We start from the raw sequence: 17,004 nt of genomic DNA, 5'->3' as shown, positions 1-17,004 counted from the left end.
CCCGTTATGGACCAAGTAAAAATCATCCTGCAATACATTCTGCCCAAGCACCTGATCTCGCGACTGGTCGGTTACCTGGCAGCCGCCAGATTGGGCTTTTTCAGCCATCTGCTGATCAAGCTGTTTATCAAAGCCTATAAAATCGATATGACCGAAGCCAAGTTTGAGCAGGCGCGTGAGTACCGCAGCTTTAATGAGTTTTTTACCCGGCCACTCAAAGACGGTATCCGGCCACTGGCGGACGCTGCCGATATCATCGCTCACCCGGTCGATGGCACCATCAGTCAGTTGGGCCCCATTACCGATGGCAAGCTGGTACAGGCTAAGAACCACGATTATTCGCTGCAAAGCCTGCTGGGTGGTGAAGCCGAGACCGCGGCGCCCTTTTTGGGCGGTCTATTTGCGACCATCTATCTGGCACCGAAAGATTACCATCGCATCCATATGCCGGTAAGCGGCACCCTGCGCGAAATGATCTATGTGCCGGGCGATTTGTTCTCCGTCAATCCTTTAACTGCAGAAAATGTCCCTAACCTGTTTGCCCGCAACGAGCGGGTAGTCACCATCTTTGATACCGAGCTGGGCCCGATGGCGCTGGTCTTGGTCGGTGCGACCATTGTTGCCAGCATCGAAACGGTGTGGGCCGGCACCATTACACCACCAACGGGTAAAACCGTGCATCGCTGGCAGTACCCGGCCACCGGCCCCACAGCGGTGCGACTGGAAAAAGGCGCCGAAATGGGTCGCTTTAAACTGGGCTCCACTGTGGTGTTGGCGTTTGCCCCAGAGCAACTGGAATTTTTAGCCGACCAGCAGCCCGGCAGTACCACTCGCATGGGCGCAGCTTTTGCCAAAAGACTGCAGCCAAACGACTAACGGCAGCCATTGACGGCCAATTAGGCTAAGCACCAGCATCGTTTTTAAGGAGCCTGTATGCAGATCATTGCCCACCGGGGTGCCAGTGGTGAGTTTCCGGAGAATACCTTGCTGGCCATCGCTCAGGCCATTTTGCAGGGCGCCGATGCCATTGAAGTGGATGTGTATGCGGTAGAAGGCGAACTGATCGTGATACACGATCCCAAGCTGGAGCGCACCACCAATGGGACTGGCACCATTTACCAGCATAGCCTGGCGTATTTGCAACAGCTGGATGCCGGTGAGGGCGAGCCCATTCCAACTCTGTGGCAGGTGCTGGAGCTGGTACAAGACCGCTGCTGGTTGAATATCGAACTGAAAGGCAAAGACACGGCTCAGCCCCTGCTGGCCTTACTGGCCAAAGCTGAGCAAGAGCTTGGCTTATCACTCAGTGATGTGCTGGTGTCGTCTTTTAATCATCATCTGCTGCTGCAGTTAAAACAGGCGTTGCCAGAGCTGCGATTGGGGGCGCTTACCGCCAGTCTGCAACTGAACTATGCTCAGTACGTGCACGATTTAGGCATGTACTCGGTGCACTGCGATCTGAATTTTATCGACCAGCAACTGGTGCATGACGCCCATCAACTCGGTTTGAAAGTCTTTGTCTATACCGTGGATGGGCTGGATGACATCAGTGCGATGCAGCAGCTGGGTGTGGATGGTATCTTTACCAATTACCCGGCGCGCAGCCGGGTGTGGGCATTCGAAGGCGGCTAAGCTTTAACTTTGCTGGGTCACAGCCTCATTATCTTTGCAATCAACCTCTGTTTTGCAACCGCTGCAGCGCTGACACAGCCGCATATTCATCACATGAGCCAGCACCACAAAAGCAGCGCCAATGGTCAACACCGCCGGCTCCCAGTGATGGCCGAAAATATCTTTGTGCCAATAAATAAAGCCACCTAAAAACAGCGAATAAAATGGGTAAAGCTTGCGGTGATAACGGTGAAAACCGGAGAACAAGGCTATGAAGCCCAACACCATGGTCAGTAGTAAGACGGCCCGCTCAAAGCTTTCATCGGCCAAAAAGCTGGCACCCAGCAAAGGCAGCACTGGCAGCAACACCGGCAGTACAATGCAGTGCACAGCACACAATGATGTGAGCGCAATACCCGCTTTATCCAATACATTTCGTCCCAGGCTAAGCACTGTAATTACCTTCGATGAGCAACAGGAATGAGATGATATAACAAATCGGCAAAAAATGAAATACAGAGCGAGCTGAAGCGGCTGCGGGTCGCCAGGCTTTATGGCATAATTGCCGCATGATGTTGTATGAGACCGGGACTATGGACCAACTGCTAGACCAACTGGATACCAACCTGAAAGAGTTGTACCGCAAAGCGCTGGATGCCGATCAGACCTTGGATGCATTAAAGCAGCAGGGGAAAGGTAAGTATCAGGCAATTTTCCCGGCCAGTGCCGGTTTTCAGGTACAAAGTGCCCGCTTTATGCCGTACTTAGCCGAAACCGCCGAACTGGTGGCTGCCATGCGTCAAAGCCAGCAGTTCAGTACCGCGACCTTGCAACGAGCAGTACAGCAACTAAAACAACTGCATCAAACCTTGCAAGAGTTCCAGCAAGCTTTAAAAACCCATTAAGCAAAACGGCAAGCTCAAGGCTTGCCGTTTTTACCCAGCCAGGCTTACTACTCGCTCACTTTAGGTAATTTGGCCTGATGTGCTTCAATTTGTGGCATCAGGTCACGCTCAAACCAACGCTTTAACATGGTGTACTCGTAACGTAGCTCCTGGTGACGTGGTCCCACCATGCGCGGACTTTGCAAAAACCCCATATCACGAAGGTTTTCATCACCAGCGGCGACCTGCTCGCCATAGCCATCACGCAGCACATGCGTAAAAGCGACTCTGGGTGAGTACAAGTCTTTCACCACCCGGATATCCTGCCCTGTGCGGCTGTACATCGGATTGACATCACCGGCCAAATCAATGTCCGTCACTGTCACCTGCCATTGATAACCTTCCGGTAGCTCGGCGGCAAATTCTTCAAAAATTCGCTCAAAACCTGCCAGTGTCCGCTCACGAAAACGCGCCCGGCTTTCATTGGCGGGCCGGATATCGGTGAACTTTTCCGGCTCCTGGAAAGTCAGGGTTAAGTTGGATGCATCCTCCGCCAGACCATGAAAGCTTGCGCTCATCAGCCCAGCCAGGGCACCTGCCATCATTAGTTTGCGCCAAATAGGTGTGGTCATTGTTGCCTCCAATTAATAGCATACACCGCTACCAAGCCCGACAACACAGCGATCGAGCCTGACTAAATTCTAGTCAATATTATATGACTATAGACTGAATTGGATTCATTAAGTTGTCATTTATTGTTATTTATTGTGCCTGTTTCCAGAACGCTACCCAATAAAAAACCCGGCACCAAGGCCGGGTTTTCAGGGGTTCAGACGGGGTCTGAGGGCATCACATCATGCCGCCCATGCCACCCATTCCGCCCATGCCACCCATATCTGGGGCAGCGGCTTCGTCTTTTGGTACTTCGGTCACCATGGCTTCGGTGGTGATCATCAATGAACCAACAGAAGCAGCGAACTGCAGTGCAGAACGGGTTACTTTGGTTGGATCCAGGATACCCATTTCCAGCATGTCACCATAGGTTTCGTTGGCTGCGTTGTAACCGTAGTTGCCAGAACCATCTTTTACTTTGTTCACGACCACAGACGGCTCTTCACCGGCGTTGGCGACGATTTGACGCAGAGGAGCTTCCATCGCACGCAGGGCGATTTTGATGCCGTGGTTCTGGTCTTCGTTCTCTGCCGTCAGGCCTGCCAGCTTGGCAGCAACACGAACCAGAGCGACACCACCACCAGGGACCACGCCTTCTTCCACCGCAGCACGGGTTGCGTGCAGCGCGTCTTCAACGCGGGCTTTCTTCTCTTTCATTTCGATTTCAGTCGAAGCACCAACCTTGATCACCGCAACACCGCCAGCCAGCTTGGCCAGACGCTCTTGCAGTTTTTCTTTGTCGTAATCCGAGGTCGCTTCTTCGATTTGCTGACGGATTTGCTTCACGCGGCCAGCAATGGCTGCTTCGTCACCAGCACCATCAATGATGGTGGTGTTGTCTTTGGTCAGTACCACGCGCTTGGCAGTACCTAAGTCTTCCAGCGTGGCTTTTTCCAGATCCAGGCCGATTTCTTCTGAAATCACAGTACCGTTGGTCAGTACAGCGATGTCCTGCAACATGGCTTTACGGCGGTCACCGAAACCTGGTGCTTTGACTGCCGCCACTTTGACGATACCGCGCATGTTATTCACCACCAGCGTAGCTAAGGCTTCACCTTCCACGTCTTCAGCGATGATCAGCAATGGCTTGCCTGCTTTGGCCACACCTTCCAGCACCGGCAACAGCTCACGGATGTTGGAGATTTTTTTATCCACATTCAGGATAAACGGGCTTTCCAGCTCAACCTGACCAGCTTCCTGGTTGTTGATGAAATATGGAGACAGGTAACCACGGTCAAACTGCATGCCTTCAACCACGTCCAGCTCGTTGGCCAGCGCCTGGCCTTCTTCGACCGTGATCACGCCTTCTTTACCTACTTTGTCCATTGCATCGGCGATGATTTGGCCAATTTCTGAGTCCGAATTCGCAGAAATAGTACCTACCTGAGCAACTGACTTGCTATCAGCACACGGCTGAGACAGGTTTTTCAATTCAGCAACGGCTTCAACCACAGCTTTGTCGATACCGCGTTTCAGATCCATTGGGTTCATGCCAGCAGCAACGGCTTTCACACCTTCGTTGATAATGCTTTGAGCCAGTACTGTGGCGGTGGTGGTGCCATCACCGGCTTCGTCATTGGCTTTAGAAGCAACTTCTTTCACCATCTGAGCGCCCATATTTTCGAACTTGTCTTCCAGCTCGATTTCTTTGGCGACAGACACACCATCTTTGGTGATCAGCGGTGAACCGAAGGATTTATCCAGAATCACATTGCGGCCTTTCGGACCCAGAGTGACACGAACGGCATTGGCCAGAATATTGACGCCTTTCAGCATTTTATTGCGGGCATCATCACCAAAACGAACTTCTTTTGCTGCCATTTTCATTTTCCTCTAAATTCAGTTAGTGCAATGATTGATTAGGCTTCGACAACAGCCAGGATATCGTTCTCACTGACGATCAGCACTTCTTCACCATCAATTTTTTGCGTCTTAACGCCGTAACCATCGTTGAAAATCACAGTGTCGCCAACTTTGACATCCAGTGCTTTCACATCACCGTTATCCAGAATGCGGCCATTGCCAACGGCGATCACGGTACCGCGGGTGGATTTTTCTGCAGCAGAGCCAGTCAGAACGATACCACCGGCTGACTTGGATTCAGCTTCCTGACGTTTGATGATGACGCGGTCATGTAAAGGACGAATATTCATGCTCTATCTCCTAAAGCGAGTTTGCGTTTTAACATGGGTTGTTAAAATGGGTTGCGCTGTATATGGGGCAAGCAAAAACTGAATCCAAGGGGGAAGCTAAAAAAATTTTCTGCAGAGATCTGTGTGGCAACAGATTTTGCTAATGATAGCAGCAAACTGGTATTGTATCGCTTCAGACAAGACTGGAACCTGTCGGGCAGCGTATAGTCTGACCTGCCTGAAACCAAGAAGAGAGCCGATAGATGTTACGATCGTTATTGACTGGCGTGTTGTTGTGCTGGCTGGCGCTGTTGCCGGCCCAGGCCAATGACAGTGTATTGGCTGCCATTACCGGTGAGTCGTCACGCTTTTTACCGGTCGATCAGGCCTTTCAGTTTGATTTTCGCCAACAGGACGATGAGCTGCTGCTTAGCTGGACCATTGCCGACGGCTATTATCTGTACAAAGAGCAATTTCAGTTTGCCGGTATTGCGGTAAGTTTCTCACACCCCAGCTACCCGGCGGCCATGACCATTGAAGACGAATTCTTCGGTGTGACCGATGTGTACTACCATCAGGTGATTTTGCGCCTGCCCTTATCGGATATTGGCGAGGACGCCGAGTTACGGGTGCGTTATCAGGGCTGTGCTGAAGCTGGCTTTTGCTACCCGCCCACCACCAAAACGGTGCCGCTTGGCGAATCTTCCGGTAGCTCTGCCGTCGATGCTGCCAACGGTACTGCAGCCACTTCCGCTTCTGCACCGGTATCCAGCCAGAATACCCTGGCCGAGCGTCTGGCAGGTTCCGGCTTCTTACTGACGCTGGGCGTGTTCTTTGTGTTAGGCCTTGGCCTGGCGTTTACCCCGTGCGTGTTTCCGATGTACCCGATTTTATCCAGTATTATTGTCGGTCAGGGCAAGGATTTATCCAACAAGAAAGCCTTTCGCCTGTCCTTTGCCTATGTACAGGGCATGGCACTCACCTATGCCTTGCTCGGTTTAGTGATTGCCAGCCTGGGGGTACGTTTTCAGGCCATGTTGCAACACCCGATGATATTAGTGCTGGTCAGTCTGTTGTTTGTGCTGCTGGCCCTTGCCATGTTTGGTGCCCTGAACTTCAGTTTACCCAGTGGCTGGCAGGCCAAAGTTGCCGCTATCAGCAACAAGCAACAACGTGGCTCGGCCAAGGGCGCTTTTGTGATGGGCAGCTTATCCGGCCTGATTGCCTCCCCTTGTACGACAGCCCCATTGACTGCCGCCCTGCTGTACGTAGCGCAAAGTGGCGATCTGCTGCGCGGTGCCATTACGCTCTATGTACTCAGTCTGGGCATGGGCCTGCCACTGCTGATCCTCGGCAGCTCGGGCGCTAAGCTGCTGCCTAAAGCCGGCCAGTGGATGTATGCGGTGAAAAATATCTTCGGCTTTTTGCTACTGGCGGTGCCGGTCTGGTTATTGGATCGTTTTGTGCCTGGCTGGGTGACTCTGCTGCTGGGCTCGGTACTAGCCTTGTCTGCCGCCTTGTACCTGCATTATGTATCGCAGCAACTAAGCAGTGCCAAAGCCCGTAGCGCGCTCTGGCTACCGGCGCAATTGCTGCTGATTTTAACTGTACTGGTTAATGTGCAACTGCTGTGGCCTCAATCGGCCAGCCCTTCGATGGCAACAACTGTTGCAGGGCAACAAACCCCGGGCCAGTTCCGGCTGGTAGCCGATCAGGCAGAATTGGATCAGGCGCTGGCCGAGGCCAAAGCCAATGGCCAGGTGGTATTACTGGATTTGTACGCGGAGTGGTGCGTGGCCTGCAAAGAGTTCGAGCTGCTGACCTTTCCGGCCGAGCAAGTACAGCCCTACTTGCAGCAAATGGTACTGCTGAAAATTGATGTCACCCGCATGACCCGGGCCAATCAGCAATTATTGGATCGCTATCAGGTGCTGGGCCTGCCCACCCTACTGTTCTTTGATGCCGATGGTGAGGAAATGACACAATCCCGTGTCACCGGCTTTATGGCAGCCCGCCCCTTTGCCCGCCATTTAGCAGCCATTCTGCAGTAAGCTGCCATGTCGCAACAAGGCGCTATATGGGTATAAACGGCAGCTTAGTGAGAACAAACTGGTCTTTTCCTGCTGATTAGACCAGTATTTTGCTGCCATTTGTCACGATTTCACTATAATAAGCCGTTAAATCGGAACCAAGCGCACGTTATTTACTCATAAAGCTCGAGGCAGCTGTTTATTCTGGCTGCTTCAGGCATAATGCAGAGAACTAACGTGAACGTGCAGGAAATGTGCAGCTTATGGTGAATAAAACGCGGATTCTGTTGTTAAATGGCCCCAATCTAAATATGCTGGGTGTACGCGAGCCTTCGGTCTATGGCTCGCAAAGCCTGACGGAGCTGGTGCAGCAACTGCAGGATTTTGCCTCGGGTTTGAACGTGGAGCTTAGCCACTTTCAGAGCAATGCCGAGCATGAACTGCTCGACCGCATTCACCGGAGCCTGGGCAAGATAGACTTTATTGTCATCAACCCCGGTGCTTTCACTCATACCAGCATTGCCCTACGTGATGCCCTGCTGGCAGTAGCCATTCCCTGCATCGAAGTGCATCTGAGCAATGTGCATGCCCGCGAGCCATTCCGGCAGCACTCGTATCTTTCGGACATTGCCAAAGGCGTGATTTGTGGCCTGGGGCCACAGGGTTACCGCTTTGCCATTGAGGCAGCAGTGTCTTTTACACAATCCAATCCATCCACCTAGAATGACAGGTTAAACCTTTATGGACATTAGAAAAATCAAGAAACTGATCGAGCTGGTTGAAGAGTCCGGTATCTCTGAACTGGAAATCACCGAAGGCGAAGAATCGGTTCGCATCAGCCGTCAAAGCACAGCACCACAGCAAATCCACTATGCGGCGGCACCAGCCCCTATGGCTGCACCTGCCCCGGCAGCAGCACCAGCGGCAGCACCAGCCGTTGCCAGTGCACCGGCAGAAACCTCAGGCCATCGGGTACGTTCACCCATGGTTGGTTCTTTCTACCGTTCGCCTTCGCCAACGTCCAAGCCATTTATCGAGGTCGGCCAAAGCGTGAAAGTCGGCGATACCCTCTGCATCGTCGAAGCCATGAAAATGATGAACCAGATCCAGTCCGACAAAGCCGGTGTGGTAAAAGAAATCCTGGTTCAGGACGGCGAGCCGGTAGAGTTTGACCAGCCACTGGTTATCATCGAATAAGCAAAAAAGGCCAATCCTATGTTAGAAAAAGTCTTGATTGCCAACCGGGGCGAAATTGCACTGCGTATTCTGCGCGCCTGCAAAGAGCTCGGGATCAAGACGGTCGCCGTGCATTCTACGGTCGATCGTAATCTGAAGCATGTGCTGCTGGCCGATGAAACCATCTGCATCGGTCCGGCGCCTTCGCCAAAAAGCTACCTGAATGTACCGGCACTGATTGCAGCGGCCGAAGTCACCAATGCCCAGGCCATTCACCCTGGCTATGGCTTTTTGGCAGAAAATGCTGAATTTGCCCAGCAAGTGGAAGAAAGCGGCCTGGTCTTTATTGGCCCGCGGCCCGACTCCATTCGTCTGATGGGCGATAAAGTCTCGGCCATCGAAGCGATGAAAAAAGCCGGTGTGCCTTGTGTGCCAGGCTCGGATGGCGCCGTCGGTGATGATGCTGCCACCAACAAAGCCATTGCCAATCGCATCGGTTACCCGATCATTGTCAAAGCTGCTGGTGGCGGTGGTGGCCGCGGCATGCGGGTGGTCCGCTCTGAAGCCGAACTGGTCAGCTCGATTGAAATGACCAAAGCCGAAGCCAAAGCGGCTTTTGGCAACGATATGGTCTACATGGAAAAATTCCTGGAAAACCCCCGCCATGTCGAAATTCAGGTACTGGCCGATGGCCAGGGCCATGCCATCCACCTGGGTGAACGTGACTGCTCCATGCAGCGCCGTCACCAGAAAGTGGTGGAAGAAGCACCTGCCCCGGGCATTAGCCAGGAGCTGCGTGACTTTATCGGTGGCCGCTGTGTCGAAGCCTGTAAGGTAATGAACTACCGCGGTGCCGGCACCTTTGAGTTCCTGTTTGAAAACGGCGAGTTCTTCTTTATTGAAATGAACACCCGTATTCAGGTGGAACACCCGGTTACGGAAATGATCACTGGTGTCGATCTGATCAAAGAGCAGTTGCGCATTGCCTCTGGCTTGCCGCTCAGCATTAAGCAGGAAGACATTGTGATACGTGGCCATGCCATTGAATGCCGTATCAATGCCGAAGATCCGGCCAGCTTTATTCCGTCGCCGGGCACCATCACCCGCTTCCATCCGCCGGGTGGCCTCGGAGTGCGTTGGGATTCGCATATTTACGCCGATTACACCGTACCACCGAACTACGATTCGATGGTCGGCAAACTGATCACCTATGGCGACACCCGCGAAGTGGCAATAGCTAAAATGCGCAATGCGCTGTCTGAGCTGCTGGTGGGTGGGATCAAAACCAATATCCCGCTGCACAAAGACATTATGAATGATGCTGGTTTCTGCGCCGGTGGCACCAACATTCATTATCTGGAAAAGAAACTCGGTTTATAAACCGGGTGTTCAATCCTTTAAAACAGGCTCTGCGGAGCCTGTTTTTATTTTCCACGGCGGCTTTATTTCAGCTTTGATGCCAGCAAGTGTTAGAATGGGTGTTTCGTTTTGCCAGCAAGAGACCCTCAATGCCCTGGATCCAACTTCGAATTCAAACCACCGAGCACCACGCCGAACAAGTGAGTGACATGCTGATTGGCTGGGGAGCCCAGGCCGTCACCTTTATTGATAGTAAAGACACCCCCATTTATGAGCCTCTGCCCGGTGAAGTCTTGTACTGGCAAGACACCACCGTGATGGGCTTGTTTGAAGCCGATTACCCGATGCAGTCGGTGCTGGATAAACTGCAGCAAACTGCTTTGTTTAAACAGGGTTTAAACTACAAACTGGAGCAACTGGAAGACAAAGACTGGGAACGTGAATGGATGGATAACTTCCACCCTATTCAGTTTGGCGAGCGGCTTTGGGTTTGCCCCAGCTGGCGTGAAATACCAGACCCGGACGCCATCAATGTGCTACTGGACCCGGGTATTGCCTTTGGCACCGGCACCCACCCAACCACCGCCCTGTGCATGCAATGGCTGGACGCGCATATCCAGCCAGAGCAAACGGTGGTGGACTTTGGCTGCGGCTCCGGCATTCTGGCGATAGCAGCTTTAAAGCTTGGCGCTAAACGGGTGGTCGGCATTGATATCGACCCGCAAGCCATTCAGGCCAGCCTGGCCAATGCCGAACGCAATGGAGTTGCCGATAAACTGGAGCTGTATTTACCGAAAGACCAGCCCAGTTTAAGTGCTGATGTGGTGGTGGCCAATATTTTGGCCGGCCCTTTGGCCGAACTGAATCAAGTGATTGCAGCCTATGTCCGCCCTGGCGGCAGCCTGGTGATGTCCGGCATTTTGCCGCAACAGGCCGAGCAAGTGATGGCGGCCTACCGCGACCGTTTTGAATTCGATGCTGTGGTCGAGCAGGACGAATGGGTACGACTAAGTGCCCGTAAACTGAACTGATTCGCTTCCATCCTGCAACGGCATCCATGCCGTTTCGCCCAGTTGCCAGGGAAAACACCGTTTTCCCTGGCTCGAAATACAGCTCCGATCATCGTTCAACAGCTTAAAATTCCAGCCCAAGAGGCTGGTCAGCCCCACCGGTTTGGTGTTATGTTATAACAAATCATAACATACTGTCGGAGACTTGCTGTGCGCACTTCAACCTCTTTTCCTTTGGCTGCCACTTTGGCATTGGCCAGTGGCTTAGTATTAATGGGCTGTAACGACAGCCATACCTATCAGGATACGGTAGCAGAGGATCCACATGACCATGATCATGGTCATGACCACGATCATGACCACGGCCACCACAACACGGAAGGTGGCCGATTGGTCATCACCGCAGCGCCGCATCATGACGATGATCACAGCCATGACCACGATCATCACCATGTCTATGTGTTTGATTTGCATGATAACGAAATCATCGCTGAACTGGAAACGGAGCATGAAGTATCCCAGCTCTATGCCAGCCCGGGTTTTCGCTTTGCGCTGTTGAATCAACGCAGCGAAAATAGTACGCAAATTCTGGATGGCGGCCAGTGGCAGGAAGATCATGGCGATCATATGCACGATTATGTGCAGGCTCCTGCGATGCTGAGCTTTGCACTGGCAGGGCCGGCACCCACTCATTACGAAGCACACGAAGGCCTGGCAGCGCTATTTTACGATGGCTACGCCGATCCACAGCAAAATGCTGCTGTATTCGTGTTCAATGATGATGACTTAGCTCATGGCCGCATTGGTGCCAGCCTGACGCTGGCTATCAACCAACATGGTACAGCCGAAGTACGGGGTGACTACCTACTGACCACTTACCGGGCAGAAGGCACAGCAACAACCCTGCCAAGCCAGGTGGAGTTGTACCATCGCCATGGTGATCACTATCACTATGAAATCCGCTTTACCGAGCCCTGTGCCAGCCTGCATGGCAGTTATTCAATTGAGGATTACACCCTATTTGGCTGCGCCGACGGTGTGCTGTTGGTAGAGCAACGCGGTACTCAATTTTTAGCCAGCAAAATTGCCAATGCCGACGGCCTGACTGGTCGTATTGGTAGCTTCAGCGGCCATAAGCATCAGCATGAGGTCATTGGTTATGCCGGTCAAGCCATTTGGATCATCGATGCTGTTCACGGCACCATGCGTGAGCTGGACTGGCGTGGCGACAGTGAAGTCACCCGCGTTGCTTCAGCGGTCGATGCGCATGGCGAGCATTATGCGGTCTTGGATAGCAGTGGTGCCCTCCATGTCTTTGACTGGGATGCGGACTTTGCCTTGAAAGACAGCCTGGCATTGATCGAAACCATCGATAACAACAACCGTCCACGCATTGCTGTGAACCAGCAAAACGAAACCATCTACCTGACCGATCCGGTCGCCAAACAGCTGGTGGTAGTCGATCTGCACAGCCTGACGGTTGAGCGTATTGCACTGGATTTTGAGCCGGCTCTGATCACCTGGCTCGGTGTGGCTGAGCCATCCGATGATGAGCACGATCATTAAGGATTCTGCTCCTCCCTGTTTCCTGCACCTCTGTTCCTGAGTGTTGGATATTGGCGCTGCCTATGGGTAGCGCCTTTTTTATCCTGAGGCTAGCTCTGGCCTGATGACGACTAAAATTCAATCAGTTAGCTTTTGTCAAGGCTTCAGGGCGCAATAAATTTCAACATTGTTTAAATATTAGCCTTTGCAAGGCGGGCAAAAATCCGTAAACTTGCGCCCCCTGAGGGTAAGAGCTGTGCGAGCGGAGCAAAAAGTGCGAATCGGTCCCTATCAACTGCCGAACAATGTGATTTGTGCTCCGATGGCAGGTGTAACAGACGTCGCCTTTCGTCAGCTGTGTCGTCGTTTTGGTGCTGGCCTGGCCGTATCGGAAATGCTCTCCAGCAATCCGCTGGTGTGGCAAAGCGAGAAATCACAAAAACGCATGACGCATCAGGCTGAAACTGGTATCCGCTCGGTACAGATTGCCGGTGCCGATCCGGCACAAATGGCCGAAGCCGCTCAGTACAATGTGGCGTTGGGCGCCGATATCATTGATATCAATATGGGCTGCCCGGCCAAGAAAGTGAATAAAAAACTGGCTGGTTCTGCTCTGCTGCAATTTCCGCAATTGGTGGAACAGATCATCCAGGCCGTGGTCCAAGCCGTGTCGGTGCCAGTTACGCTGAAAATTCGTACTGGTTGGCATCCGGACCACAAAAATGGGGTGGTAATTGCCCGTATAGCTGAAGCCAATGGCATTCAGGCGCTGGCGGTTCACGGCCGTACCCGCGCTTGTATGTACAAAGGGGACGCAGAATACGATACAATTCGCGCCATCAAACAGGCAGTCACCTTACCGGTGATCGCCAACGGTGATGTAACCTCACCACAAAAAGCCAAAATGGTGCTTGATACCACCGGCGCGGACGCCATTATGATAGGTCGCGCAGCGCAGGGGCGCCCTTGGATCTTCCGGGAAGTAGTACACTTCCTGGCCACAGGGCAAGAATTAGCGCCCCCTGAGCTTTCGGAAGTCGAGTCCATTTTGCAAGAGCATGTGCAGGGATTGCATCAGCTCTATGGCCCACATTTGGGGCCGCGCATCGCCCGCAAGCATGTTGGCTGGTATCTGGCCGAGCATGATGCAGCCGGTGCATTTCGTCGAGAATTCAACGCCATCGAGCTGCCCGAACAGCAGCTGGCAGCGTTAACTATGTATTTTCATCAACTAGCAGCAACTTAAGTAAAGAGAATCGCAATGTTTAATGAAACTGTTTCTTCGCCTTTTATCACCAATGCCCATGTGCAGTCTCAGGAAAAACCTCAAGCGCTGAGAACCGCTGCGCAAAAAGCCGTTGCCCACTACCTGCAGCAGCTAAATGGCCAGGACGTCAACGACCTGTATGAGCTGGTTTTGTCTGAGCTGGAGCGTCCTTTGCTGGAAGAAGTGATGAAATATACCCGTGGCAACCAGACCCGTGCTGCCAACCTGATGGGTATTAACCGTGGCACGCTGCGGAAAAAATTAAAACAGTACGGCATGAGCTGAGACTGATGCAGGGGCCCGGCCCCTGCTTAAAAGCACCGCCAGGTGCTTTTTTCATTTTTAATCGCCCCGTTTAAGCAACAGAGAAACAAAAATGACTACCTATCGCCCCATTCGTCGTGCACTGCTAAGTGTGTCGGACAAAACCGGTATTGTTGAATTTGCCAGCGCTTTGCATCAGATGCAGGTAGAAATCCTGTCCACTGGTGGCACCGCCAAACTGCTGGCCGAGCATGGCATCCCAGTGCAGGAAGTCTCCAATTACACCGGTCACCCGGAAATTATGGCTGGCCGCGTTAAAACGCTGCACCCGAAAGTACATGGTGGCATTCTGGCACGTCGTGGCCAGGACGAAGAAGTGATGGCCGAACATGGCATCGGTGCCATCGATCTGGTAGCTGTGAACTTGTATCCTTTTGCTAAAACCGTCGCCAACAAAGAGTGCAGCTTAGAAGATGCCATCGAGAACATCGACATTGGTGGCCCAACCATGGTGCGCGCAGCGGCGAAAAACCACAAAGACGTCACCATTATCGTCAATGCCGCTGATTACGAGACCGTGTTGGCTGAAATGCGTTCACATCAGGGCGGCACCACCCACGCCACCCGCTTTAGCCTGGCCATTGCTGCGTTTGAACACACCGCTCAGTACGACGGCATGATTGCCAATTACTTTGGTGCCATGCTGCCAGCCTATGACAGCCCAGCCGAGCCGGCCAATCGTTTCCCGCGTACCTTCAACAGCCAGTTCGTGAAGAAGCAGGATTTGCGTTATGGCGAAAACAGCCACCAGCAAGCGGCTTTCTATGTAGACCCGGCAGCTCAGGAAGCATCGGTATCAACCGCCACACAGCTGCAAGGCAAGGCTCTGTCGTACAACAACATCGCCGATACGGATGCCGCACTGGAATGCGTGAAAGAGTTCAGTGAGCCAGCCTGTGTCATCGTAAAACACGCTAACCCATGCGGTGTGGCCATTGGCGACAGTATTCTGAGCGCCTATGAGCGTGCTTACCAGACGGATCCAACCTCCGCTTTTGGTGGCATCATCGCTTTTAACCGTGAACTGGATGAGACCACCGCCAAGGCCATCATTGATCGCCAGTTTGTCGAAGTAATTATTGCCCCGGCAGCCACCGAAGCGGCTGTTGCGGTGATTGGCAGCAAGCCAAATGTCCGCTTGCTGGTGTGTGGCGCCTTTAGCGCCCCAGCCCCGGCAGTGGATATCAAACAGGTCAATGGCGGTATTTTGCTGCAAGACCGTGATCAGGCCAGGGTCAGCGCCACAGATTTGACAGTAGTCACCAAGCGTCAGCCAACGGAGCAGGAACTCAAAGATTTATTGTTCTGCTGGAAAGTGGCCAAGTACGTCAAATCCAACGCCATCGTTTATGTGAAAGACAGCATGACCATCGGTGTCGGTGCCGGCCAGATGAGCCGGGTGTACAGCGCCAAAATTGCCGGCATCAAAGCGGCTGATGAACAGCTGGAAGTGAAAGGCTCGGTAATGGCATCCGATGCTTTCTTCCCGTTTCGTGATGGCATCGATGCAGCCGCTGCTGCCGGTATCACTGCAGTGATCCAGCCGGGAGGCTCAATGCGCGATGCTGAAGTCATTGCCGCTGCCGATGAGCACGGCATGGCCATGGTGTTTACCGGTGTGCGTCATTTCCGCCACTAACAGCACGACTTCCCCATGCAACGGCAGCCATCGGCTGCCGTTTTTATTTGCTACTTTGCCACGCTTACCAAACAGGCTACTCTATACTTCAGTGTCCAACAGAGTATCAATGGAGGCTCCATGCACCACGAACGCTGGCAACTGCAGATCCATGGCAAAGTACAAGGCGTGTTTTACCGTGCCTCTACCCAGCAACAAGCCCGGATGTTGGGCCTGACTGGCTACTGCCAGAACCTGGACAATGGCCGGGTACAAGTAGTTGCTGAAGGCATGCCCGATCATTTGCAACAACTGCTGGAGTGGTGCTGGCAAGGCCCACCTCAGGCACAAGTCAGCGCCATTGATATCGATAAAGACATACCAACTGATGAATGGCAGGATTTTCAGATCCGCCATTAGTTCAGGCATGATTCAGAGTTGCCGCATAGAATAGAGATGTTTGACAAGCCATCGAGGAAAAACGATGAAGTACTTACCAACAAGTTTTTTAGTTGCCAGCATGCTGTTGCTCGGCTGTGCCGAACCGGATGTGTCTTTAAGTGCTGATAATGGCACCACAGCAGCAGTAGCAGACCCGGCTCACAGCAGCCGCAATGCTCTGGACTGGGATGGGCGCTATGAGGGTGTGTTGCCCTGCGCCGACTGCGAAGGTATTAAAACCAAACTGACCCTGCACCAGGATGGGCATTACCAGTTAGAAACTCAGTATCTGGGTAAATCCAACGAAGTATTTCGTGAAGATGGTAACTTTGACTGGGACAGCAGTGGCCAGATCGTACGTTTGCAGCGGCCACAGCCTGGCGGTGACCAGTTTTTTGTTGGTGAAAACATACTCTGGCAGTTGGACCTGAACGGCCAGCGTATTACCGGTAAGCTGGCAGATCATTACCAGTTGCATAAAGCCCCTCCCCCACAACTAGCCACAGCACCGCTGGCCGATACCAAGTGGCAACTAACAGAGCTGATGGGGCAACCATTAGCAGCCGACAACCCGATTTATATCGTATTTAGCGGCACCGAAGCCAGAGTGTATGGCCATGCGGGTTGTAATCGTTTCTTTGGCGGTTATGAGCTGAACAGCGATGCTCTGCGGCTACGGGTTTCCGGCGTTGGCATGACGCAAATGGCGTGCCTGCAAGACAATTACGAGTCGGAGTTTTTGGACGTTCTACAAAGTTTTGATAACTTTAACCTGACCGATGACAGCCTGACACTGAACCGGGCCAGGATGGCACCACTGGCGCGCTTTAGTGCCGCAGGGCCTGCCGGGGAGTAACCCGGCCCCCTGCATAAACGGCATGACAACGTTGTCATTTATCCTTATTTCTGCTATGTTAGCTGCCTAAAATTCGGCC

18 protein-coding genes are annotated in these 17,004 nt (G+C 52.8%); 14 read left to right on the top strand and 4 right to left on the bottom strand.

The genetic code is table 11. The annotated features are described in order from the left end of the window. Positions 1-6: 6 nt before the first annotated feature. On the top strand, positions 7-876 hold the full coding sequence (gene asd, locus QWF21_RS06955; RefSeq protein ID WP_330087323.1) for an archaetidylserine decarboxylase: 870 nt from the start codon (positions 7-9) through the stop codon (positions 874-876). Between the two features lie 57 nt (positions 877-933). Further along, positions 934-1,632, top strand: coding sequence for a glycerophosphodiester phosphodiesterase (locus QWF21_RS06950; protein ID WP_330087322.1), 699 nt, complete (start codon positions 934-936; stop codon positions 1,630-1,632). Positions 1,633-1,635: 3 nt separating this feature from the next. Here QWF21_RS06950 and QWF21_RS06945 read toward each other — a convergent pair whose 3' ends face one another. Continuing rightward, the gene (locus tag QWF21_RS06945; protein WP_330087321.1) at positions 1,636-2,064 is read right to left on the bottom strand and encodes a MerC domain-containing protein; all 429 of its coding nucleotides are present in this window, start codon (positions 2,062-2,064) and stop codon (positions 1,636-1,638) included. 140 nt (positions 2,065-2,204) lie between these two features. On the opposite strand from QWF21_RS06945, the gene QWF21_RS06940 reads away from it, so the two are divergent. Beyond that, positions 2,205-2,516, top strand: coding sequence for a prephenate dehydrogenase (locus QWF21_RS06940; RefSeq protein WP_330087320.1), 312 nt, complete (start codon positions 2,205-2,207; stop codon positions 2,514-2,516). Between the two features lie 47 nt (positions 2,517-2,563). Here the strand turns inward: QWF21_RS06940 and QWF21_RS06935 are convergent, their stop codons facing one another. From QWF21_RS06935 to QWF21_RS06925, 3 genes are all read right to left on the bottom strand, one after another. Continuing rightward, entirely contained in the window at positions 2,564-3,127 is a 564-nt protein-coding gene (locus QWF21_RS06935) for a DUF3016 domain-containing protein (protein WP_330087319.1), read from the bottom strand. A gap of 217 nt (positions 3,128-3,344) precedes the next feature. Then, positions 3,345-4,988 carry a chaperonin GroEL gene (gene groL, locus QWF21_RS06930; RefSeq protein ID WP_330087318.1) on the bottom strand — a complete coding sequence of 548 codons (1,644 nt, stop codon included), beginning with the start codon at positions 4,986-4,988 and terminating at the stop codon, positions 3,345-3,347. Between the two features lie 38 nt (positions 4,989-5,026). Further along, on the bottom strand, positions 5,027-5,320 hold the full coding sequence (locus tag QWF21_RS06925) for a co-chaperone GroES (RefSeq protein ID WP_330087317.1): 294 nt from the start codon (positions 5,318-5,320) through the stop codon (positions 5,027-5,029). 242 nt (positions 5,321-5,562) lie between these two features. Between QWF21_RS06925 and QWF21_RS06920 the strand changes: the two genes are divergently transcribed. The 11 genes from QWF21_RS06920 to QWF21_RS06870 all read left to right on the top strand — a co-directional run bounded on the left by QWF21_RS06920 (position 5,563) and on the right by QWF21_RS06870 (position 16,925). Further along, a complete protein-coding gene (locus QWF21_RS06920; protein ID WP_330087316.1) occupies positions 5,563-7,350 on the top strand; it encodes a protein-disulfide reductase DsbD in 1,788 nt (595 codons plus the stop codon). A gap of 242 nt (positions 7,351-7,592) precedes the next feature. After that, the gene (gene aroQ / locus QWF21_RS06915; RefSeq protein ID WP_330087315.1) at positions 7,593-8,051 is read left to right on the top strand and encodes a type II 3-dehydroquinate dehydratase; all 459 of its coding nucleotides are present in this window, start codon (positions 7,593-7,595) and stop codon (positions 8,049-8,051) included. 19 nt (positions 8,052-8,070) lie between these two features. Further along, on the top strand, positions 8,071-8,526 hold the full coding sequence (gene accB, locus QWF21_RS06910; protein WP_330087314.1) for an acetyl-CoA carboxylase biotin carboxyl carrier protein: 456 nt from the start codon (positions 8,071-8,073) through the stop codon (positions 8,524-8,526). A gap of 18 nt (positions 8,527-8,544) precedes the next feature. Then, positions 8,545-9,885, top strand: coding sequence for an acetyl-CoA carboxylase biotin carboxylase subunit (gene accC / locus QWF21_RS06905; protein WP_330087313.1), 1,341 nt, complete (start codon positions 8,545-8,547; stop codon positions 9,883-9,885). Positions 9,886-10,013: 128 nt separating this feature from the next. Beyond that, positions 10,014-10,895, top strand: a complete 882-nt coding sequence (gene prmA, locus QWF21_RS06900; RefSeq protein ID WP_330087312.1) for a 50S ribosomal protein L11 methyltransferase — start codon at positions 10,014-10,016, stop codon at positions 10,893-10,895. A gap of 189 nt (positions 10,896-11,084) precedes the next feature. Further along, complete coding sequence (locus QWF21_RS06895; RefSeq protein WP_330087311.1) at positions 11,085-12,440, top strand: hypothetical protein; 1,356 nt, start codon at positions 11,085-11,087, stop codon at positions 12,438-12,440. A gap of 253 nt (positions 12,441-12,693) precedes the next feature. Next, positions 12,694-13,665, top strand: coding sequence for a tRNA dihydrouridine synthase DusB (gene dusB / locus QWF21_RS06890; RefSeq protein ID WP_330087310.1), 972 nt, complete (start codon positions 12,694-12,696; stop codon positions 13,663-13,665). Between the two features lie 15 nt (positions 13,666-13,680). Next, the gene (gene fis, locus QWF21_RS06885; protein WP_228590975.1) at positions 13,681-13,971 is read left to right on the top strand and encodes a DNA-binding transcriptional regulator Fis; all 291 of its coding nucleotides are present in this window, start codon (positions 13,681-13,683) and stop codon (positions 13,969-13,971) included. A 91-nt stretch (positions 13,972-14,062) separates the two neighbouring features. Next, positions 14,063-15,649 (top strand): bifunctional phosphoribosylaminoimidazolecarboxamide formyltransferase/IMP cyclohydrolase, encoded by a 1,587-nt coding sequence (purH, locus tag QWF21_RS06880; RefSeq protein ID WP_330087309.1) that lies wholly within the window; start codon positions 14,063-14,065, stop codon positions 15,647-15,649. A 120-nt stretch (positions 15,650-15,769) separates the two neighbouring features. Then, positions 15,770-16,048, top strand: a complete 279-nt coding sequence (locus tag QWF21_RS06875; RefSeq protein WP_330087308.1) for an acylphosphatase — start codon at positions 15,770-15,772, stop codon at positions 16,046-16,048. 64 nt (positions 16,049-16,112) lie between these two features. Further along, entirely contained in the window at positions 16,113-16,925 is an 813-nt protein-coding gene (locus QWF21_RS06870) for a copper resistance protein NlpE N-terminal domain-containing protein (RefSeq protein ID WP_330087307.1), read from the top strand. Positions 16,926-17,004 lie beyond the last annotated feature (79 nt).

The sequence above is a fragment of the Alkalimonas mucilaginosa genome (assembly GCF_036327005.1).
Lineage (GTDB): Bacteria > Pseudomonadota > Gammaproteobacteria > Enterobacterales > Alteromonadaceae > Alkalimonas > Alkalimonas mucilaginosa.
This window is presented reverse-complemented; position numbering and strand designations above follow the sequence as displayed.